At 68.3% G+C, this 20723-nt stretch carries 18 protein-coding genes; 5 read left to right on the top strand and 13 right to left on the bottom strand.

Going from position 1 to position 20723, the window contains the following annotated elements; all coding sequences use genetic code 11:
• Window positions 1-35: 35 nt before the first annotated feature.
• Window positions 36-761: a phosphatase PAP2 family protein gene (locus VK682_RS08405; RefSeq protein WP_230795493.1), complete on the top strand. Its 726-nt coding sequence runs from the start codon at window positions 36-38 to the stop codon at window positions 759-761.
• Here VK682_RS08405 and VK682_RS08400 read toward each other — a convergent pair.
• Genes VK682_RS08400 through VK682_RS08370 form a run of 7 tightly spaced genes read right to left on the bottom strand, consistent with a single transcriptional unit; the run spans window position 758 to window position 10106 of the window.
• Window positions 758-2191 (bottom strand): NAD(P)-binding domain-containing protein, encoded by a 1434-nt coding sequence (locus VK682_RS08400; protein WP_230795492.1) that lies wholly within the window; start codon window positions 2189-2191, stop codon window positions 758-760. The genes VK682_RS08405 and VK682_RS08400 overlap by 4 nt on opposite strands.
• On the bottom strand, window positions 2188-2979 hold the full coding sequence (locus VK682_RS08395) for an ABC transporter permease (RefSeq protein WP_230795491.1): 792 nt from the start codon (window positions 2977-2979) through the stop codon (window positions 2188-2190). Before VK682_RS08395 ends, VK682_RS08400 begins: the two co-directional genes overlap by 4 nt.
• A 1-nt stretch (window position 2980) precedes the next feature.
• Window positions 2981-3823 (bottom strand): ABC transporter permease, encoded by an 843-nt coding sequence (locus VK682_RS08390; protein WP_089849167.1) that lies wholly within the window; start codon window positions 3821-3823, stop codon window positions 2981-2983.
• Between the two features lie 52 nt (window positions 3824-3875).
• Window positions 3876-4916 (bottom strand): ABC transporter substrate-binding protein, encoded by a 1041-nt coding sequence (locus tag VK682_RS08385; RefSeq protein WP_324781666.1) that lies wholly within the window; start codon window positions 4914-4916, stop codon window positions 3876-3878.
• A 40-nt stretch (window positions 4917-4956) separates the two neighbouring features.
• Window positions 4957-6948 carry a hydantoinase B/oxoprolinase family protein gene (locus VK682_RS08380; RefSeq protein ID WP_324781665.1) on the bottom strand — a complete coding sequence of 664 codons (1992 nt, stop codon included), beginning with the start codon at window positions 6946-6948 and terminating at the stop codon, window positions 4957-4959.
• Window positions 6945-9011 carry a hydantoinase/oxoprolinase family protein gene (locus VK682_RS08375; protein WP_230795487.1) on the bottom strand — a complete coding sequence of 689 codons (2067 nt, stop codon included), beginning with the start codon at window positions 9009-9011 and terminating at the stop codon, window positions 6945-6947. Before VK682_RS08375 ends, VK682_RS08380 begins: the two co-directional genes overlap by 4 nt.
• Before the next feature lie 3 nt (window positions 9012-9014).
• Window positions 9015-10106, bottom strand: a complete 1092-nt coding sequence (locus VK682_RS08370) for an ABC transporter ATP-binding protein (protein WP_230795486.1) — start codon at window positions 10104-10106, stop codon at window positions 9015-9017.
• Window positions 10107-10240: 134 nt separating this feature from the next.
• On the opposite strand from VK682_RS08370, the gene VK682_RS08365 reads away from it, so the two are divergent.
• The 3 genes from VK682_RS08365 (at window position 10241) to VK682_RS08355 (ending at window position 12541) form a co-directional block, all read left to right on the top strand.
• Entirely contained in the window at window positions 10241-11242 is a 1002-nt protein-coding gene (locus tag VK682_RS08365) for a LacI family DNA-binding transcriptional regulator (RefSeq protein WP_230795485.1), read from the top strand.
• Between the two features lie 105 nt (window positions 11243-11347).
• Window positions 11348-11815 carry a copper chaperone PCu(A)C gene (locus tag VK682_RS08360; protein ID WP_230795484.1) on the top strand — a complete coding sequence of 156 codons (468 nt, stop codon included), beginning with the start codon at window positions 11348-11350 and terminating at the stop codon, window positions 11813-11815.
• Between the two features lie 96 nt (window positions 11816-11911).
• Entirely contained in the window at window positions 11912-12541 is a 630-nt protein-coding gene (locus VK682_RS08355; RefSeq protein ID WP_230795483.1) for a glutathione S-transferase family protein, read from the top strand.
• 15 nt (window positions 12542-12556) lie between these two features.
• Here the strand turns inward: VK682_RS08355 and VK682_RS08350 are convergent, their stop codons facing one another.
• Window positions 12557-13450, bottom strand: coding sequence for a LysR family transcriptional regulator (locus VK682_RS08350; RefSeq protein WP_230795482.1), 894 nt, complete (start codon window positions 13448-13450; stop codon window positions 12557-12559).
• 98 nt (window positions 13451-13548) lie between these two features.
• Between VK682_RS08350 and metE the strand changes: the two genes are divergently transcribed.
• Entirely contained in the window at window positions 13549-15879 is a 2331-nt protein-coding gene (metE, locus tag VK682_RS08345) for a 5-methyltetrahydropteroyltriglutamate--homocysteine S-methyltransferase (RefSeq protein WP_230795481.1), read from the top strand.
• A gap of 41 nt (window positions 15880-15920) precedes the next feature.
• Here metE and rocF read toward each other — a convergent pair whose 3' ends face one another.
• The 5 genes from rocF to VK682_RS08320 all read right to left on the bottom strand — a co-directional run bounded on the left by rocF (window position 15921) and on the right by VK682_RS08320 (window position 20672).
• Window positions 15921-16850, bottom strand: a complete 930-nt coding sequence (gene rocF / locus VK682_RS08340) for an arginase (RefSeq protein WP_324781664.1) — start codon at window positions 16848-16850, stop codon at window positions 15921-15923.
• Between the two features lie 102 nt (window positions 16851-16952).
• Window positions 16953-18449 carry a tripartite tricarboxylate transporter permease gene (locus VK682_RS08335; protein WP_324781663.1) on the bottom strand — a complete coding sequence of 499 codons (1497 nt, stop codon included), beginning with the start codon at window positions 18447-18449 and terminating at the stop codon, window positions 16953-16955.
• A 9-nt stretch (window positions 18450-18458) separates the two neighbouring features.
• Window positions 18459-18890, bottom strand: coding sequence for a tripartite tricarboxylate transporter TctB family protein (locus VK682_RS08330; RefSeq protein WP_089849187.1), 432 nt, complete (start codon window positions 18888-18890; stop codon window positions 18459-18461).
• Complete coding sequence (locus VK682_RS08325; RefSeq protein ID WP_324781662.1) at window positions 18887-19864, bottom strand: Bug family tripartite tricarboxylate transporter substrate binding protein; 978 nt, start codon at window positions 19862-19864, stop codon at window positions 18887-18889. Before VK682_RS08325 ends, VK682_RS08330 begins: the two co-directional genes overlap by 4 nt.
• 79 nt (window positions 19865-19943) lie before the next feature.
• On the bottom strand, window positions 19944-20672 hold the full coding sequence (locus tag VK682_RS08320) for a GntR family transcriptional regulator (RefSeq protein ID WP_324781661.1): 729 nt from the start codon (window positions 20670-20672) through the stop codon (window positions 19944-19946).
• Window positions 20673-20723 lie beyond the last annotated feature (51 nt).

Raw genomic sequence — 20723 nt, 5'->3', positions numbered from 1 at the left:
TCCCATAGAGGGGGCCAGACAGCACGGAAGACCCCATGGCATTGTTCGCATATCTGAAGACCCTGACCCGCAGGCTGGAAGGCGTGACCCTTGCGGCGATCCTGATCGTGTGCGGCGCGCTCTGGGGCTTTGTCTCGCTCGCCTCGGAAATGGCAGAGGGCGATCTGCACGCCTTTGACGAATACGTGCTGCTGGCGCTGCGCACGCCCGGCGACCTGTCGGACCCGATCGGCAGCGATCAGGTGGAAATTGCCATGCGCGATCTGACCGCGCTGGGGGGTGTCAGCGTGCTGACGCTGATTTCCATCTCGGTGCTGGTGTTCCTGTTCCTGCAGCGCCAGCGCGCCGCCGCGCTGCTGCTGGCCAGCGCCATCCTTGGCGGTCAGGCGATCTCGCATCTGGCCAAGCTTGGCTTTTCCCGCCCGCGCCCCGATCTGGTGCCGCATGGGGTGGAGGCCGCCACCGCCTCGTTCCCATCGGGCCATTCGATGATGGCGGCGGTCACCTATCTGACGCTGGCGGTGATGCTGGCGCGCACCTCGACGCGGCAGCGGGTGCGGATTTTCTATTTCGTGGTGGCGGCGATCCTTGCGGTGCTGGTGGGGGTCAGCCGCATCTATCTGGGGGTGCACTGGCCCTCGGACGTGCTGGCGGGGTGGTCCTTGGGGGCGGCATGGGCGCTGGGGGTCTGGCTGCTGGCGCGGCATCTGGCGCGCACCGGCCAGATCGAGCCGGATCGCGGCGGCACCGACGATTCCTAACCGCCCCGGCGCGCCTGCGGCAGATGCGGGGCGGGGTGATAATCGCCCTCGCGCAGTTCCGGCGTGTCATAGGCCTGCAGCCGGGCGAACTGCGTCTCCACATCCTCGGCGAAAAACTCCGCCGCGATGGCACGACCCAGCCGTTTCGCCCCGACGCTGACCGCCGGGATGTCGCCCGAGACCTTGCCATGGCTCAGCATCGCCGCATCGTTGAAGCAGTGCAGCCGCGCCAGCGCCGGGCAGGCGCCGGGCACGCGTTCGCGGAAGGTGAAATCCGGCGCCAGATAGGGCGCCTGCCCCAGCGGGCGGTCCTTGGGCAGATCCGCCGGGAAATCGGCACTGTCGGCCCAGCACAGCACATGTGGCGCCAGCGTTGCCAGCTCTGGCCGGTCGGCGAAGTCGTTGCGAAAGCCGGTCGCGGCGATCACAAAATCGGTGGCAAAGCTGCCGCGCGAGGTGTCGAGCCGCAGCCGCCCGTCCTGCACCGCAGCCCCGGTCAGCGCGCAGTCCAGATGGAAGGCGGCATTGGCATGGGCCGCCACGCGGCGGACGGAATGGGCGGGGGGTGGCACCTGCTGCGTGGCGGCGTAATGGTGGATGCGCAGCTTCCACGCGTCGCTGACATGGCCCAGCCCCAGCTCGGTCCCGGGGCTGCCGATGCCGGTCAGCTTGTTGACCGGCGGGATGGTGGCGCGGCGGATCAGCAGATCGACCCGCGCCGCCCCCGCCTCCAGCGCCGTTGCGGCATTGTCCATGGCCGAGGCTCCGGCGCCCAGCACCACCACGTCGCGCCCGCGCAGCGCGGCAAAGTCGATCTCCTCGGCGCTATGCGCCCAGAAGCGGCGGTCGAGGCCCTGCAGCACCGCAGGCACGGCACCGCCGCCCAGACCCGAACGCCCGGTGGCCAGCACGACGCGCCGCGCCAGCAGCACCTCCGGCCCTGCGGGCGTGTGCAGCGTGGCGCGCAGCAGATCACCCTCGCCGCGCAGGTCGGTCAGGCGGGTGTCGTTGCGCACGGGCAGGGCCAGCACGCGGCGATACCAGCGCAGGTAGTTCATCCACTGACCTTTGGGGATCTTGTCCAGCGCCGCCCATGCGGGGGCGCCCCATTGCGCGGTGAACCACGCGCGGAAGGTCAGCGCGGGCAGGCCAAGCGCGGGGCCGGTCAGCGATTTCGGCGAACGCAGCGTGCGCATCCGCGCGAACGTGTCCCACGGGCCTTCAAGCCCGGCGGGGGCGGCGTCCACGGCAAGGCTGCGGTCGATCCCCAAGAGGCGCAGTTCGGCCAGCGCCGCAAGCCCGCACATGCCCGCCCCCACCACCAGCACATCGGTCACGCCCTCGCGCGCGGGCACCCAAGGCGCGGCGGGCAGGGCGAGGCAGGCGAGATCCTCGGCCAGACGCGCCTCGAGCGTGGCAAGCCCGGTCATGTTGCCACCGTCATCTTTTCGATGCCGTAAAGCCGGTCGGCGACCAGCAGCGCGATCACCGCCATCCCCAGCTGCAGCGTCGACAGCGCCGCGATGGAAGGGTCGAACTGGTGTTCCATATAGGCCAGCATCACCACCGGCAGCGTGTTGGTTTGGGCCGAGCCGAAGAAATAGCTGACCGGCAGGTTGTCGAACGAGGTCAGGAAGGAAAACAGGCAGCCCGCCGCGATGCCGGGCCGGATCAGCGGCAGCGTCACCTCGCGGAAGGTGGTGACGCGCGACGCGCCAAGGATCAGCGCCGCCTCCTCATAGGCGGGCGGCACCGAGCGGTAAACGGCGGTGACGGTGCGGATGACATACGGCAGGCAGATCACCGTATGCACGATGCAAAGCGCGGTGAAGGACAGCCCGAAGCCCAGCCAAGACAGGAAGAACAGCGAGGCAAAGCCGATCACGATCATCGGCATGGAGAGCGGCGACAGCAGGAAGGTGGTGATCGCCGTGGCCCAGCCGGACCGCGCCCGCGACAGATAAAGGGCGGCCGGAATGCCCAGCAGGCAGCTTGCCACGGTGGCGGTCACGGCCAGCAGCAGGCTGACCCGCAGCGAGTCCATGAAAGGCTCGTATTCGAAGATCCGCGCGAACCATTTCAGCGACCAGCCGGGGATCGGAAAGGCGGCATACCCCGCCTCGGTGAAGGAGATCACCACCACCACCACGATGGGCAGGATCATGAAGGTGAAAAAGGCCACGGTGAAGGCCCAGAGCAGGAGGTCGGTCAGCCGCATGTCACACTCCCTGACGGCGCACGAGGCGCAGTTGCAGCCACAGGCAGGCCAGCGCGATGACCAGAAGGATCGTGCTCATGGTCGAGGCCAGCGCGAAGTCGCGGGTGGTGTTGAACTGCTGGTAGATCAGCAGCGGCAGCGTCTGGAACCCGCCCCCCAGCAGGACCAGCGTGACGAAGGATCCGTTCGCGATCATGAACACCAGAATGGCGCCGGTGCCGATGCCGTCCATGGTCAGCGGCAGCGTCACCTCCCAGAAGGTGCGGAACCGCGAGGCGCCAAGCATCAGTGCGCCTTCCTCCAGCCGCCGGTCGATGCCCTGCAGCACCGAAGCGATGGAGAGCACCGCAAAGGGCACCAGCACATGCACCAGCGCCGCGATGGCAAGGCCGGGCGTGTTGAGCAGCCGCAGCGGCGCGTCGAGCAGGCCCAGATCGGTGACCAGCCACTGGTTCACCAGCCCGCGCCGCGCGAACAGCACCTGCCAGCCGAAGGTGCGCATGATGATCGAGGTCAGCAGCGGCGCGATCAGCAGGAAGATGATGAGGCCCGACAGCCGCCCGGCCTTGCGCACCAGCACATAGGCCACCGGATAGGCGATGAGCACGGAAATCACCGTGACCGCCGCCGACAGGATCACCGTTTCCGCGATCACCCCCAGATAGAAGCGGTCGGTCAGAAAGGCGGTGTAGCGCGCGAAGGTCAGCCCGCCCTCCTCGGTCAGGAAGGACCGGGCGGAATTGTCCAGAAGCGGCATTACGAAAAACACCGCCAGAAAGATCAGCGCGGGCGCCAGCAGCAGCGCGCGGCGGCTGCGGTCGGACAGGGGGGCGGCTTTGGACATGGCGACCTCGGGCGTCAGGGGCTCCCGCCGGCGGACCGGCGGGAGAGGGGCATCACATGCCGATTTCGCGGTTCCAGCGGTCCACCCAGTCGTTGCGGACGCGGGCGATCTCGGCATAGGGGGGCAGGTTCGCCTCGGCCAGCGGGGTGACCCGGGCGGCAAGCTTTTCGCTGTAGACCACTTCGGTATTGGTCACGCCGTAATTCAGGATGTCGGCGAATTTGGCCTGATTGCCGGCGTCCAGCACCTCGTTCAGGTAATCCCATGCCAGATCAGAGGCATGTTTGGGCTTCTGGATCGCCACGGCGGTCATCGCGCCGCCTTCCTCGGGGTTCAGGAAGTCGATCCAGTCGACGCCTTCATCGACATGGTTCCATGTCCGGCCATCGAAATAGATGCCCAGTTCCGCCTCGCCCGAGGCGAGATGGTTGAAGAAATCGTTGGGACCGGCCCAGTAGACCAGATTGCCCTTCATCTTCTCCATGGCCGCGAAGAACGGATCAACATTGTTGACGTCACCCCCCAGCGCGTTGTTCAGCGCCCAGAGGAAGAAGATCGTCGTCGGCCCGTAAGAGATCGACGGCACCGAGGCGATGAATTCCCCCGCCGCCACCCGGTCGACAAAGGCGGCAAAGCTGCGCGGCGGCTCGGCCACCACCTGCGTGTTATAGGTGATGCCGCCCACGCCGTAATCGAAATAGGTGCCCTTGCCGAGGCAGGCATCGGTGAATTCCTGCGGGATCTTGGCAAGGTTGGGCAGTTTCTCGACGGTGAAATCGTCCATCAGATCGCCTTCGGCGGCCAGCACGGCCAGATCCGGCGTCATGATGAGCACGTCAAGCGGCGGGTTTTCCGGGTTCGCCTCGACCTGCGCCAGCCATTGCGCGGGACCGCCCAGCGACACGGTGGCGGTGGCGCCGGTCTTGGCCTCGAAGGGGGCGACGAAGCAGTCGCGGATGGCCTGTTCCCAGACCCCGCCATAGGCGGTGACGTTCAGCACGCGGTTCTGCGCGCGCAGGGGCAGGCCGCTGAGGCCGATCAGGCCCGTCGCCGCGGCGCCGGTGCCAAGGAATCTGCGTCTGTTCAGGGTCATAACTCTCTCCATTGGGGCTGGGCCGTTTTCCGGTTCTGGTTCAGAAGCTGCTCAGACAGGTTTCAAGGCGCCTGATGGCCGTCTCGCACTGGGTGTCGCTGGCCGGGTTGCGCGGAAAATCCGAGGGCAGATCGGCCAGCACGGTGTCATAGATCTCGCGGCGGCGGCTCTGGCGGCGCGCCAGCGGCAGCGCCAGCAGCGCGGCGTTCAGCCGGTCCATCAGGGCGCTGCCAAAGATGCTGTCCCATGCCTCGCGCTCGGGGCCGAAAACGGTGCCATGGCTGGCGGGGGCGTTGCGGCGCAGCGCCTCGGTGGCGGCATTGTCCAGCGCCCCGTCGCAGAGCACCACGCCATAGGCGCGCCGGGCGTGGTCGGGGGTGACAAAGCCTGCCGCCAGATCGGCCAGCACCGCCTGCGGGTCGCGCGCCATGGGATCGCCCCAGCCGCCCGCGCCGGGGGTGCGGAAGGTGACGATGTCGCCCGCGTTGACCTCCAGCACGTCGATCTTGCCCAGCCTGCGTTCGCGCGGGCAGCCTTCGTTCACCACCAGCGATCCGGGCAGGCCGGGCTGGCCGCCCGCCTGTCCCCATGGCCGGAACATCAGCCGTTCCATGCCCCGGCCAAGGATATGGGTGCCGTCGGTCAGCACGCGAAAGCTCAGCACCATGCCGCAGCCGCCGCGCCATTGTCCCGCGCCGCCGGAATCGGGCCGCAGCCCGTAGCGCAGCACCTCGACGCCCAGTTCTGCCTCCACCGTTTCCACCGGGTTGTTGGCAAGGTTGGAAATGCCGCTGTCGCGCCCGTCGACCCCGTCATGGCCATGGCGCGCGCCGGTGCCGCCGATCAGCGGCTCGATCACCTGCACCATGCGCCCGCCCGAGGGTCTGGGCTCGCTCATCACGATGGGGATCACCGTGCCGGAGGCGGCGGCGGGCAGCACATCGGGCAGCGCAAGGCCGAAGGCGCCGTTCAGGATGTCGTTCACCCGGATGGCGGCGGCATGACGTACGCCGGTGGCGGCGGGTTCCTCGGGGTTCACAAGGCTGCCCTTGGGGGCCGTGATGCTGAGCGGACGCAGCAGGCCCGCGTTCAGCGGCGCGGACCGGTCCAGCGTCTGCACCAGCGCCAGCATCCGCAGCGTCAGCCACGCATGGGGCCGCCCGCAGGAGGGGATATTCATCGCCGTTGCCACCTGCGGATCGGTGCCGGTGAAATCCAGATGCACGCGCCCGTCGCGGATCTCCACCGTCACCGACAGGCGGACGGGCAGGCGGGTCGCGGCATCATCGTCAAGATAGTCGGAAAAGCTGTAGCGCCCTTCGGGGATGCGGCGCAGCACCGCCTCGGCCTTGCCTGCGGCATAGGTCATCAGCGCCTCCTGTGCCGCGACCAGATCGGTCTGGCCGTGCTGGCCCAGCATCTGCGCCACCCGCCGCCGCCCGGTGGCGAGCGAGGCGAGCATGGCGCGGATATCGCCCATATTGGCCTCGGGCGTGCGGGAATTGGCATCCAGAAACAGCCTGACCTCGGGCGACATCTCGCCCCGGCGCATCAGTTTCAGCGGCGGGATGCGCAGGCCTTCCTGAAAGATCTCGGTATTGACCGGCGAGATCGACGAGGCGACGCGCCCGCCCACATCCGAACAGTGCACGAAGCACCAGCCATAGGCGACGATCTCGCCTTCGTGGAAATAGGGCTCGATCATGTGCAGGTCGGGCAGATGGGTGGCAAGCCCGGTGGACCGGTAGGGGTCGTTGGTCAGGATCACGTCGCCCGGTTCCAGCGCGCCGCAGGCGGCTACGGCGGCCTCGATCGTGGGCAGACATTCCAGCCCGACAAAGCCCGACACGCCGATGGAGCGCGGATAGGCGAAGAACCGGCCCTCGGCCCCCGCCAGCGCGCAGGCAAAATCCGCCGTCTCCTTGACGTAAAGCGTGCGGCCCGTGCGCTGCAGGGTCAGGCACATCTCTTCGGTGACGGAGGCGAACTTGTTGCCAAGGATTTCCAGCAGGACGGGATCAGGCGGGCTCATGCCGTGGTCCTTTCAAGGATGAGATTGCCTTGGGCATCGACGCGGGCGGCCCAGCCGGGCAGGATGACGGTGGTGGTTTCGGGCTGTTCGACCACGGCGGGGCCGGGCAGATGCGCGCCCTCACCCAGCTTCTGGCGGTCGAACACCGCCGCGTCATGCCACTGGCCCTTGTGAAAGACCGGCCTGCGGCTGCGCAGCGGTGCGCCGTCCCCCGTGGCCGCAGAGGCGGCGAGCGGGCGCCCCTCGCCGATCATCGCAAGCCGGATGGTGCCGATTTCCACCGGTGCCCCGGTGTCGCGGAAGCCATAGATGCGCTCATGCTCGCGGTGGAAGGCTTCGGCGTAATCGGCAGCCTCCGCGCCCGGTTCCAGCGTCACGCGCAGCTCATAGGCCTGCCCGGCATAGCGCATGTCGGCGGAGCGTTCGGCGCGGCGGCCCGCGAGCCCCGGCAGTTCGGCATCAAGCCAGCTTTCGCCCTCGGCGGTCAGGGCGGCAAACAGTGCCTCGGCGCCTGCGGCGCTGTCTTCGGTCAGCACCTGCCGGAGCGAGCGCACGAAGTCGCGGCGCAGATCGGCCCCCGCCGCCCCCATGGCGCAATAGGCCCCGGCGGCCTGCGGCACCAGAATGCGCGCGATGCCGATTTCCTCGGCCAGCAGGGCGGCATGGGTCGGCCCCGCGCCGCCAAAGGGCAGCAACACGAAGTCGCGCGGATCAAGCCCGCGTTCGGCCATGGTGCGGAACAGCGAACCCGCCATGCCCGCCGAGGCCACGGCCAGCGCGCCTTCGGCCAGACGCGGCGCACGGTCGGGGCCGGTCATGCCGATGCCCTGCGCGATGCTGTCCAGCGCCGCACCCGCCGCTTCCCCATCGAGCGGCATGGTGCCGCCGCCAAAATTCGCAGGGTCAATGAAGCCGCAGGCGATGTAGCAGTCGGTCACCGCCGGATCGGTGCCGCCGCGCCCGTAAGAGACCGGGCCGGGATGGGCGCCCGCGCTGTGCGGCCCCACCTTCAGCACGCCCTGCGCATCGGCCCAGACGATGGATCCGCCGCCCGCGCCAATGGCGTTGACATCGACCACCGGCAGCACCAGCGGCAGCCCGCCAATATCGGTGCGCGTGGCGATCCCCGCGACACCCCCCGTGGCCACCGCCATGTCCGACGAGGTGCCGCCCATGTCGAAGGTGATGATGTTGTCCATGCCCGACTGCGCCGCCTGCCGCACGGCGGCCATCACGCCGGAGGCGGGGCCCGACAGGATGGTTTCCACCGGCCGCGCCACGGCAGAACCCACCGACAGCGATCCGCCATTCGAGGCCGTGACCAGCAGCGGCGCCGTCACGCCGATGCGCTGCAGCCCCTCGGTCAGCCGGGTGAAATAGGCGGCCATCAGCGGCTGGATATAGGCGTTGAGACAGGCGACCAGCGTGCGTTCGTATTCGCGGATTTCGGGCCAGATCATCGCGGCAGAGCTGATCTGCACCCCCTCAAGCCGCTGGGACAGGCCGGCAGCAATGTGGCCCTCCGCCTCGGGATCGGCATAGCCGTTGAGCAGCATCAGCGCCGCCGCGTCCAGATCCAGCGCCGCGAGCTCCGCCGCCACCCGGTCAAGCTCGGCAGCATCGGGCGCATGGGTCAGCCTGCCGCTGCGGTCAAAGCGCGCGTCAATCTCCACCACCCGGGCGCGGGGCACCAAGGGCACCTCCTTTTCCGCGTGCAGGTCGAACGAAGAGGGCATGCGGCAGCGCGCGATTTCCAGAATGTCGCGGAAGCCGCGCGTCACGATCAGGCCGATGCGCGCGCCGCGCCGCTGGATGATGGCGTTGAGCCCGATGGTGGTGCCATGCATCAGCCCGCCGACATCGCGCGCGGTCATCCCCTCGCGGGCAAGGAATTTCTCCAGCCCGTCGATCAGCGCGCGGGACGGATCGTCGGGGGTCGACGGTTCCTTGAACAGCGCCACGGCGCCGGTCTGGGCATCGGCCATCACGAAATCGGTGAAGGTGCCGCCCACATCGATGCCGATGCGCAGCCGTCCGGGGGGGAGTTGGGCGGTGTCTGTCATGTCTTACTCCTCGCCCTCGGGGGCGGTCACGATCACGCTGTCCTCGATCCGCCAGCCCAAGCTCAGCGGATCGCCCAAGGCCAGCCCCACCTGTCCCAAGCCCGCATCGGCCTGCCGGTAGACGGTCAGATCGGCGCCCGACCCGTCCAGCACGACGCGATAGGCGGCATGGGATCCGCGGAACGAACTGGCGGTGATGCGGCCTGTCAGCTGCTGCGGCAGGCCCGCCGCCGCCCCGCCCAGCACGATCCGTTCCGGGCGCACCGACAGCGTGGCGCGGCGGCCAGCGGGCAGGCTTTCGGGCAGGGGCAGCCGCCCCGCCGGGCTGTCCAGATGCTGGCCATCCGGTGCCACGGTGCCGGTAAACAGGTTCGAAGTGCCAAGAAAGGTGGCGACAAAGGCGGATTTGGGCCGGTCATAGATGTCGTTCGGGGCGCCAAGCTGCAGGATGCGCCCGCCCTGCATCACCGCGATCTGGTCGGACATCGACATGGCCTCTTCCTGATCGTGGGTGACAAGCAGGGTGGTGATTTCCAGCCGCTGCTGCATCTCGCGGATCTCGAACTGCATCGACTCGCGCAGGCCCTTGTCCAGCGCGCCCAAGGGTTCGTCCAGCAGCAGCACCCGGGGGTTGACCACCAGCGCGCGCGCCAGCGCCACGCGCTGCTGCTGTCCGCCCGACAGCTGCGCCGGATACATGTCCTCGCGCCCGCGCAGATGCACCATGTCCAGCATCCGCGCGACACCTTCGGCCTGCGCCTGCCTGCTGGCGCCGCCCATGCGCAGGCCAAAGGCGACGTTTTCCGCCACGGTGCGATGCGGAAACAGCGAATAGCTCTGGAACACCATGCCAAGCCCGCGGTTGTTGGGGGCCTGCCGGGTCACGTCCTCGCCGCCGATCCAGATGCTGCCGCTGTCGGGGCGTTCAAACCCCGCGACCATGCGCAGCGTCGTGGTCTTGCCGCAGCCCGACGGCCCCAGCAGCGACACCAGCGCGCCGGGCTCCACGGCAAGGTGAAGGTCGTCCACCGCTGTCAGCCCGGCAAAGGTCTTGCGGATCGCGGTCAGGCTCAGGGCTGAGGGAGTGTCGGTCATGCGGGCTCCGCTGGCTTTCCCTGCTACGATTGTAGCGCTACAAATCACATGTAAAGAGAAAATGCGACATGCCCGCGGAAGACTTGCCATTCCCGCCGCGCCGCCGCATTTCTTAGGCAGCCAAGAGAGATGTGATGTCCGACGCGCCACGTGCCACCCCCCGAGCCCTGACGATGCAGGATGTCGCCCGGCGCGCGGGTGTGTCGCCCATGACCGTGTCCAACTGCTTTCGCTACCCCGACCGGGTGCAGGACAAGACCCGCAAGGCGGTGCTGCGGGTCGCGGCAGACTTGGGCTATGTGCCCAACATGTCGGCGGGGCTGCTGGCGGCGGGATCCAGCCGGGTGATCGGGGCGGTGCTGCCCTCCATGCGCAACTCGTCGTTCTTCAACTATTCGGCGGGGCTGCGCCGCGCCGCCGCCGCGCGCGGGCACGAGGTCATCACCATGATCGCGGAATCCCCCGAAGAGGAGTTTTCCGCCGTCCAGACCCTGCTGGGCCTGCGGGTGGCGGGGCTTGCGCTGGTGGCAGGGCCGCATGCGCCGGATCTGCGGCGGCTGCTGGACCGCTCCGGCATCCCGGTGGCGGAAAGCTGGGGCGCGGAGGAGGCGATCGGCTGCGGCGTGGGGTATGACGTGGGCGCGGCCAGCCGCGCGCTGACCCGCCATCTGATCGCGCAGGGCCGCCGCCGCATCGGCTTTGTCGACATCTCGGGCGGGGGCGGGCTGCGCTATTCCATGCGGCTGCCCGCCTTCCGGCAGGAGATGTTCGCGGCGCATCTGTCCGATGCGCTGGTGCTGACCGTACATGCCGCTGACGGGTTCGGCTCTGGCGCGCGGATCCTGAACGAGTTCCTGACGCGGGAGCCGCGGCTGGATGCCATCCTCTGCCCCAGCGACGTGGTGGCGGCGGGCGCGATCTTTGAATGCACCCGGCGCGGCCTGTCGGTGCCCGGGGAAATCGCCGTCGCGGGCTGGGGCGATTACGACATCGGGCGGCAGCTCAGCCCCTCGCTGACCACGATCGCGCCGTTTTCCGACGAGATCGGCCTTGCCACCGTCGCGGCGCTGCTGGAGGGCACGGGGCCCGGTCTGGTCCGCACCCGGTTCGCGCTGGAACTGCGCGAAAGCGCCTGAGCCTTGGGTGCGGCAATTCCCGCCTTGCGCGAAGGGCCTGCGGTGCTATCCCTCGCCGCCAATGACCATGGCGCCGCGTCCGCCGCCCTGAGATAGGAGTTTGTGATGATCCGTTGCCTGCCGCTTCTGCTGCTGCTGGCCAGCCCGCTGGCCGCGCATGATCTTGTGTCCGGGGATCTGCACATCATCCACCCGTCCATTCCCGACCCGCTGCCCACCGCGCGCTCTGCCGCGGGCTATATGGCGATCTCGAATGACGGGGCGGAGCCCGAGGCGCTGATCGACGTGCGCACGCCCTTTGCCGAACATGCCACCCTGCACACCACGATCTTCGAGGAGGGCGTGGCGCGGATGCGCGGGCTGGAGGAACTGGTGATCCCGGCGGGCGAGACCGTCAATCTGGAACCGGGCGGCATCCATGTCATGTTCATGGGGCTGAGCGGTCCCGCCGATGAGGGCGACATGATCCCCGCAACGCTGGTCTTCCGCAACGCGGGCGAGGTCGAGGTCGAGTTCATGGTCGATCCCGCGCAGGGCGGCAGCCACTCTGGCATGGACCATTCCGGCCACTGAGCGGCACAAAACGCTCGGCTTTGTCGAGACTTTGCCGTTAGATGCGCCCGAGACCGGACCGGGGCGGTCCGGCGCGGGCGAGGAGGCAGAGCCGACATGATCGATCTTTACACATGGTCCACCCCCAACGGGCGCAAGGTGTCGATCCTGCTTGAAGAGCTGGGGCTGGACTACCGCGTCCATGCCATCGACATCGGCAGTGGCGCGCAGAAGGCGCCGGAGTTCCTGCGCATAAACCCCAATGGCCGCATCCCCGCCATCGTCGATCAGGACAACGGGCTGGCGTTGATGGAATCCGGGGCCATCCTGTGGTATCTGGCGGAAAAGCACGGCGCCTTCCTGCCCGCGCAGCCCGAGGACCGGATGCGGGTCATGGGCTGGCTGATGTGGCAGATGGGCGGCTTCGGGCCGATGCTGGGACAGGCGCATCACTTCCTGCATTTCAACCCCGGCAAATCCGCCTATGCCGAAGAGCGGTTCGGGGCCGAGGTGCAGCGGCTTTACGGCGTGCTTGACGCGCAGCTAGCGCAGGGCCCCTATCTGGTGGGCGACTATTCCATCGCCGACATGGCCTGCTGGCCTTGGGTGGCGCGCCATGCGTGGCACGGGGTCGATCTGGCGCAATATCCGCATGTGCGCGTGTGGTATCAGCGCCTGCGCGAGCGGGACGCGGTGCAGCGCGGCTATCACGTGCCCATCGATGCCGGAGAGATCCCGCAGGGCTGATCCCGCGCCGCGCGCTCAGGCCGGGTCCGGGCGCGCGCCAAGCGCGCGGGCCTGAGACAGAAATCCCGCGATGTAATCGGTGCTCTCCTCTCCGCGCCGCACGCCGATATGCAGGCTTTTGGCGATGCCCGTGCCAAGACGCACGGCGCGCAGCGGCAGGCCTGCGCCTTCTTCGCGCAGGATCCAGTCGGGCACCGCGCTGACCCCGCGTCCGGCCGCGACCAGCTGCAGCATCATGTCGGTGGTTTCCACCGTGCGGTGCCGTTTCGGCAGGCAGTGGCCGGGCACCAGAAACTGCGTGAACACGTCCAGCCGTTCGGGCGCCACCGGATAGGTCAGCAGCGTCTCTGTGGTCAGATCCTGCGGGCGGGCGGGGCCGGTCAGCGGATGGTCGCGCGGCACCGCCAGCACCAGTTCGTAGTCAAAGACCCGGGTGTAATGCAGGCCGGGCAGATCCAGCGGATCGGGGGTGATGAGCAGGTCGATTTCATGCCCGAGCAGCGCGCCGATGCCGCCGAAGCGGAAGGCGGTGCGGATGTCCAGATCCACATCCGGCCATGCGGCAAGATAGGGCGCCACCACCCGCATCAGCCAGTGCTGGCAGGGGTGGCATTCCATGCCCGCCCGCAGCGCGCCGCGATGGCCCTGCGCAAATTCCGACAGCACCTGTTCGGCATGGTCGATCTGCGGCAGCACCCGCTGCGCCAGCGCCAGCAGGTACTCCCCCGCCTGCGTGAAGCGCAGGCCGCGCCCCTCTTTCTGCCAGATGCGGACGCCGTGGCGGGCCTCGAACTTGCGCATGGTGTGCGACAGGGCGGATTGCGTGAGGTTCAGCCGCTCTGCCGCGAGGGTGAGCGAGCCAAGCCGGTCGATTTCGCGCAGGATGGCAAGATGCTGGCGGTCGATCATGGATGAGCCTCTGTCATGGATCGATGAGAACATACCATTTATGCTCATGGATCAAAGCCCCTAACCTGCCCCGGACCACACTGTTCCGGAGAATGAACATGGCGATTGCCGCAAACCTTGGATTCCCGCGCATCGGCGCCCGGCGTGAGCTGAAAACCGCGCTGGAGGCGCATTGGGCGGGCCGCATCTCGGCCGAGGATCTGGCCGCAGAGGGGGCGCTGCTGCGCGCCCGGCACTGGGCGCTGCAGAAGGAGGCGGGGCTGGACGTGATCCCGTCCAACGATTTTTCCTTTTACGATCAGGTGCTGGATGCCACCGCGCTGCTGGGGGCGGTGCCGGAACGGTTCGGCCCGCTGCAGGGCGCCGTCACCCCGGCGCAGTATTTCGCCATGGCGCGCGGCACCAAGACGGCGCCCGCCATGGAGATGACCAAATGGTTCGACACGAATTATCATTACATCGTGCCGGAATTCACCGACGGGCAGGCGTTCCGGCTGGGCTCGCTGAAGCCGGTCGAGGAGTTTCTGGAGGCCAAGGCGCAGGGCATCCTGACGCGCCCGGTGCTGCTGGGTCCGGTGACATGGCTGAGCCTTGGCAAGGCCAAGACGGCGGGGGTCGATCCGCTGGCGCTGCTGCCCGCGATCCTGCCGATCTATGCCGACATCCTGCGGCGGCTGCGGCAGGCCGGGGCGGAGTGGGTGCAGATCGACGAGCCGGTGCTGGTCACCGACCTGTCGCAGGGGCAGGCCCGCGCGCTGCGCAGCGCCTATGCGGACCTGGCAGAGGCCGGGCCGAAGGTGATGCTGGCCAGCTATTTCGGCGCGCTGGACGACAATCTGGATCTGGCGCTGTCGCTGCCCACCGCCGGGCTGCATCTGGATCTGGTGCGCGCGCCCGGACAGATCGCGCAGGTGCTGGCGGCGGAGTCTGGGCAGCTTGCGGGCAAGGTGCTGTCGCTGGGGCTGGTCGATGGCCGCAACGTCTGGCGTGCCGATCTGGCGCAGGCGCTGACCGTGGCGCAGCAGGCCGCGCAGGCCTTCGGCACGGAGCGGATCCAGATCGCCCCCTCCTGCTCGCTGCTGCATGTGCCGGTGGATCTGGCCGCAGAAACCGGGCTGGAGGAGGATCTCAGGGGCTGGCTGGCCTTCGCCACGCAGAAGCTGGCCGAAGTGGCGGTGCTGAGCCGCGCGCTGGCAGGCGCGGATGTGGCAGCGGATCTGGCCGCAAGCGATGCGGCGGTGGCGGCGCGCCGGGCCTCGCCGCGCATCCATGATCCGCGGGTCAAGGCGCGCAGTGCGGCGGTGACCGCCGCCGATCTTGCCCGCCCCGCACCCTATGCGCAGCGCGCCCGCGCGCAGCAGGCGGTGCTGGCGCTGCCCGCCTTTCCGACCACCACGATCGGATCCTTTCCGCAGACCGCAGAGGTGCGCCGCGCCCGCGCCGATCATCGCAAGGGCCTGCTGAGCGACGCCGACTACACCGGCTTCCTGCAGCGCGAGACCGAGGCCTGCATCCGGCAGCAGGAGGATCTGGGGCTCGACATGCTGGTGCATGGCGAATTCGAACGCACGGACATGGTGGAATATTTCGGCGAGAAACTGTCGGGCTACGCCTTCACGCGGGCGGGCTGGGTGCAGAGCTATGGCTCGCGCTGCGTGAAGCCGCCGCTGATCTATGGCGATGTGTCCCGCCCGCAGCCGATGACCGTGGACTGGGCACGCTTCGCGCAGGCGCTGACCGACAGGCCGGTAAAGGGCATGCTGACCGGACCGGTGACGCTGCTGCAATGGTCCTTCGTCCGCGATGACCAGCCCCGGTCCGAGACCTGCAGGCAGATTGCGCTCGCCATCCGCGACGAGGTGGCGGATCTGGAGGCGGCGGGCCTGCGCGCCATCCAGATCGACGAACCGGCGCTGCGCGAGGGCCTGCCGCTGCGCCGCGCCGACTGGACCGGCTATCTGCACTGGGCGGTCGATGCCTTCCGCCTGTCTGCGGCCTGCGTGCGGGACGCGACGCAGATCCACACCCATATGTGCTATTCCGAATTCAGCGACATCATGCCCTCCATCGCCGCCATGGATGCGGATGTGCTCTCCATCGAAACCTCGCGGTCGGACATGGATCTGCTGCAGGATTTCGGCAGCTTCGCCTATCCCAACGAGATCGGGCCGGGTCTGTGGGACATCCATTCGCCCCGCGTGCCGAGCCATGCGCAGATGGTCACCCTGCTGCGCAAGGCCAGCAGCGTGATCCCGGCGGAACGGCTGTGGGTGAACCCCGATTGCGGGCTGAAAACCCGCGCATGGCCGGAAACGCTGGCGGCGCTGCGCAACCTTGTCGCTGCGGCAGCGGCCCTGCGCGCGGGCGATCTGGCCCCGCTGCCGGTCACCGGCGCCAAGGCCAGGGTGCAGGCCTGCGCCTGCCGCTAGGGGCAGGGGGCGGGCGGGCGCGATCCCGCCCGTCCGCCGGGTCAGGCGAAGCTGCGCGTCGGGCGGTCCAGCACCCGGCGGCCCATCAGCGAGGCGGTCAGATCGCAGAGCAGCGAGGCGGTGCGGCCACGTTCGTCCAGAAACGGGTTCAGCTCCACCAGATCGAGCGAGGAGACCAGCCCGCTGTCGCAGAGCGTTTCCATGATCAGATGCGCCTCGCGGAAGGTGGCGCCGCCCGGCACGGTGGTGCCCACGGCGGGGGCGATGCCGGGATCAAGGAAATCCACGTCAAAGCTGACATGCAGCAGCCCCCCGGTGGCGCGCACCCGGTCCAGAAACCGGCGCAGCGGCACCAGCACGCCGGTTTCGTCGATGGCGCGCATGTCATGCACATCGATCCCCAGCTTCAGGATCAGATCGCGTTCCGCGCTGTCCACCGACCGGATGCCCATCATGCAGATATTGGCCGGATCCACCGCGACCTGAAGCGGCGGATAGGCGTCAAAGCCGGGCTGCCCGGTGACATAGGCCACGGGCGTGCCATGCAGGTTGCCGCTTTGCGTGGTGTCGGGCGAATGCAGGTCGGGATGCGCGTCCAGCCACAGCACGTAAAGCGGGCGGCCTAGATCGGCGGCATGCCGCGCCATCCCGGCCACGGTGCCCGCCGAAATGGAATGATCGCCGCCCATGAACACTGGCAGGTCATGCGCCGCTGCCGCCGCATGGGCCTTGGGCGCGATTTCCTCGATCCATGCCCGCATCTCGGCCAGATGGTGGATGGCGGCATTGGCATGGGGCAGCGGATCCTGCGGCGCGATGGTCACGTCGCCCAGATCGGTGATGGCCCAGCCAAGCGCGCGGATCGCCTCTGCCAGCCCGGCGGTGCGCAGGCTCGCCGGTCCCATGAGACAGCCGGGCCGGGAGGCGCCGGTGTCGATGGCCGCCCCGAGAAGAGAACAAGTTCGTGTCATTGGCGCTCCTGTTTTGCGCAGATTGCCGATCTGGCGGAGCATGGCAACAGCCGAGACGGGCTGAAGCGGTCGCGCCCGCCGCAAGGGCGGGCGCGTGGGCGCTTAGCGTGCGCCGGGGCGCTGGCGCATCGCGATGCCGAAGGAAAAGACCAGCATCAGCGCGGTGAAGCCATAGATCACCAGCGCGATGGGGCTTTGCAGCAGGATGCCGAACTCTCCGCCGGAAATCGACAGCGCGCGGCGCAGGTTGTTTTCCATGTCCGCGCCCAGAAGCAGCCCCAGCACCACCGGCACCAGCGAAAAGTCGAGCTTGCGCAGCCCGTAGCCAAGGATGCCGAAGCCGATCATCACGAAGAGGTCAAAGGTGGAATGGCTGATCGAATAGATGCCGATGAAGCTGACCATCACCACGATGGGCATCAGCAGCCATTGCGGCAGCGACAGCAGCCGGGTGAAGATGCCGACCATGGGGATGTTCAGCACCAGAAGCACGACATTGGCCAGATAGAGCGCCGCGATCAGCCCCCAGACCAGATCGGGCTGGCGTTCGAACAGCAGCGGTCCGGGCTGGATGTTGAGCGAGACCAGCAGCGCCAGCATCACCGCCGTGGTGCCGGAGCCCGGCACGCCGAGCGTCAGCATCGGGATCAGCGCCCCGCCCGAGGCCGCGTTGTTGCCTGCCTCCGGCGCCGCGATGCCGCGCGGATCGCCGGTGCCGAAGGTGCCGTCCTTGTCGCTGAGCTGCTTTTCGGTGCTGTAGGACACAAACGCCCCCAGCGAGGCGCCCGCGCCGGGCAGCACGCCGCAGATAAAGCCGATGACCGAGCCGCGGAGTGCCGCGCCATAGCCCTCGAACATCTCGCGCAGCCGGGGCAGGGCGCGGCCCAGCTTGACCGGACCCGCGCCCGAGGTGGCGTGGCTTTCGAAATACATGATGATCTCGCTGACCGCGAACAGGCCCACGATGGCGACGATGGGATCGAACCCGTCATAAAGATGGAACGACCCGAAGGTGAAGCGCGCGGTGCCGGTGGCGGGATCAAGCCCGACGCTGGCCAGAAGCAGCCCCAGCACGGCGGCCAGCAGCGTCTTGAACGGGTTCACGCCGGTGACGCCGCCGATGGTGGCGAAAGCCATGACATAAAGCGCGAAGTAATCCGCCGGGCCGAAATGGATCGCGGCCTTGGCCAAGAGCGGCGCAAAGAAGGTCAGCCCCAGCGTGGCAAAGGTGGCGCCGGTGAACGAGGCCACCGCCGAGATGCCAAGCGCCTTGGCGGCCTGCCCGCGCTGCGCCATGGGATAGCCGTCAAGCGTGGTCATGATCGCGGGCTCGTCGCCCGGAATGTTGAGCATGATCGAACTGATCCGCCCGCCATACATGCAGCCGTAATAGATGCAGGACAGCATGATCAGCGCCGAGCCCGGTTCCAGATCCATGGCGAAGGCCACGGGGATCAGGATGGCCACGCCGTTCACCGGGCCAAGCCCGGGCAGCGCGCCGATCAGCGTACCCGCGAAACAGCCAAACACCGCCAGCGCAAGGTTGAGCGGCGTGACGGCGACGGCGAACCCGCCCATGAGAGAGGTCAGGATGTCCATGAAGTCTCGCTAGCCGAAGATCGCGGGGGCAAAGGGCAGGGGCAGCCCCAGCACCGCGTCAAAGATCACAAAAAGGGAGATGCCGACCGCAAGACCGGTCACGCCCGCCTTCCATGGCCGGGCGCCGAACAGCAGCGCCAGACAGCCGGTGCCCAGCGTGGTCGACAGCGGAAAGCCCAAGGGCTCCAGCAGCAGCACATAGCCGGACAGCACGGCCAGCGTGCAAAGCTGCCGGGCCAGCGCCGGGCCGGACTGTGCGACGGGGTCGGGATCGGGGCGCAGGAGCAGCCCGAGGCTGAGGATGGCCGCAAGTGCTGCGACCATCTGCGGAAAGGCGGCGGGGCCCAGAGGATCCCCGAAACTCGCCTCGTAGCCGCGCGCCACCCAGACGGCCGAAACCGCGATCATGAAGATCACGGCTCCGACCATGCGGTCGATCATTGAATGACCCCGATGCTGCGCGAGATCTCTTCCATCTGCTGCGCCTGTTCGGCCACATAGGTTTCGAACTCGTCACCACCGCGCCAGACGGTGATCAGCCCGTTGCCTTCGGCGGCTTCCTTCCATTCGGCGGTGTCGTATAGCGCCTTCAGCTTGTCGACCCATGCCTGATACTCGGCATCGGAGACGTCGCCGCCGGTATAGAACCCGCGCCAGTTGTAGCCGGTCACGTCATAGCCCTGCGCCTTGGCGGTGGGGGCGTCGGGGAAGGCGGGGATCGGCTCGTCGGACAGGGCCGCGAGGATCTTGATGTCGCCGGATTCCACGAAGCCTGCGATCTCCCCCAGATCGGTGGAGACCGCGCCGACCTGACCGCCCAGCATCTGCGTCACGGCGGGGCTGCCGCCATCGAACTGCACCCAGCGGATCGCCTTGTAATCCTCGCCGGACATGCCCGCCGCATCGGCCAGCATCAGCAGGCGGATATGGTCCCAGCCGCCCGCACCCGAGGATCCGGCCACCGGGATGGAGGTGGGATCGGCCTTCAGCGCATCCAGCAGGTCGTCGATGCTGTCATATTCGGAATCCGCCGGCACGGTGATGACCCCGACATCGGTGCCCAGCATGCCCACCCAGCGCATCACGTCGACACCGCCCGGATATTTGCCCTGCGCGATCTGGGTGACGCCCACGGTGGAGGTGGCCACCAGCAGTTCACCTTCGGACGCGCGCTTGCCCGCCACATTGGCAAAGGCCACGGCGCCGACGCCGCCCGGCATGTTGGTGACCTGAACCGAGCTGTCTTCGATGCCGAGATCGGTCAGCAGCCGCCCCACGGTGCGGCAGGTGAAATCCCAGCCGCCGCCCGGATCGGCGGGGGCGATGCATTCGGCGGCGCTGGCGGTGACAGCGCTGATGGCGGTAAGCCCGGTGGCGAAGATCGCTCCGGTGACAAGTTTGCGCGTGATGGACATGGTTTCCTCCCTTTTGTCCCTTGGCCCTGACGGGCTGCTCTGCCGGGGTCTCCCGCCCCGGGTGGTCTGGTGTCTGGGTCTAGACGCTGCCTCCCCGACCCTGTTTGTGATCGACAACGCCACGCGTGCCAAGAAACCGGCGCGCGCCCTCCACGGCGTCAAGGATCTGGTCCCGCACGGCGCGGGTGTGCAGGCGGATCTGGCGCGCCGCCGCATCCTCCTGCCCGGCGGTGACGAGATCCAGAATTTCGGTATGTTCCTGCCACGCGGTTTCGCGCTGTGCGGCATCGCTTGCCAGCAGCCAGCGCAGCCGCAGCGCCCGGCCCACGGCAGCGCGCACCGCATCGCGCAGGAACGGATTGCCCGACAGCGCGGCAAGCTCCACATGCACGTCAAGCCCGGAGGCCATCCAGTCCTCCACCCGGAAATCGGTGCGGCCCCGGTCGATGGTCTGGCGCAGCGCCGCCAGATCCTCCGCCTGCGCGCGGCGGCAGGCCAGCCGCACGGCGGTATCTTCCAGCTCTTCGCGGAATTCGAACAGGTCGCGGATCTCGGTCAGGTCGATGGGCGCGATCAGATAGCCGCCGCGCGGGTCGCGATCCACCAGCCCTTCGGCGCTCAGCGCCGCCAGCGCCGCGCGGATCGGGGTGCGGGACATGTGGTAGCGGTCCTGCAGGGCGCGTTCGGACACCGGCTCGCCGGGGGCGAAGGCCATCGACAGCACATCCCGCCGGATGTCCTGAAGGGCGCGTTCCGCCTGCGGCAGTGCCGCCGTATCCCCCGCGTCAGTGGCGTCCATGGTCTGCATTGACCCTCCCTGTCCGGGTGGTATACCACGCCGGTAGACCACATCAACAGC

It is taken from the genome of Salipiger marinus, from assembly GCF_035481585.1.
Lineage (GTDB): Bacteria > Pseudomonadota > Alphaproteobacteria > Rhodobacterales > Rhodobacteraceae > Salipiger > Salipiger marinus.
The sequence above is the reverse complement of the archived record's forward strand: the minus strand, read 5'-3'. Positions and strand labels throughout refer to the sequence as shown.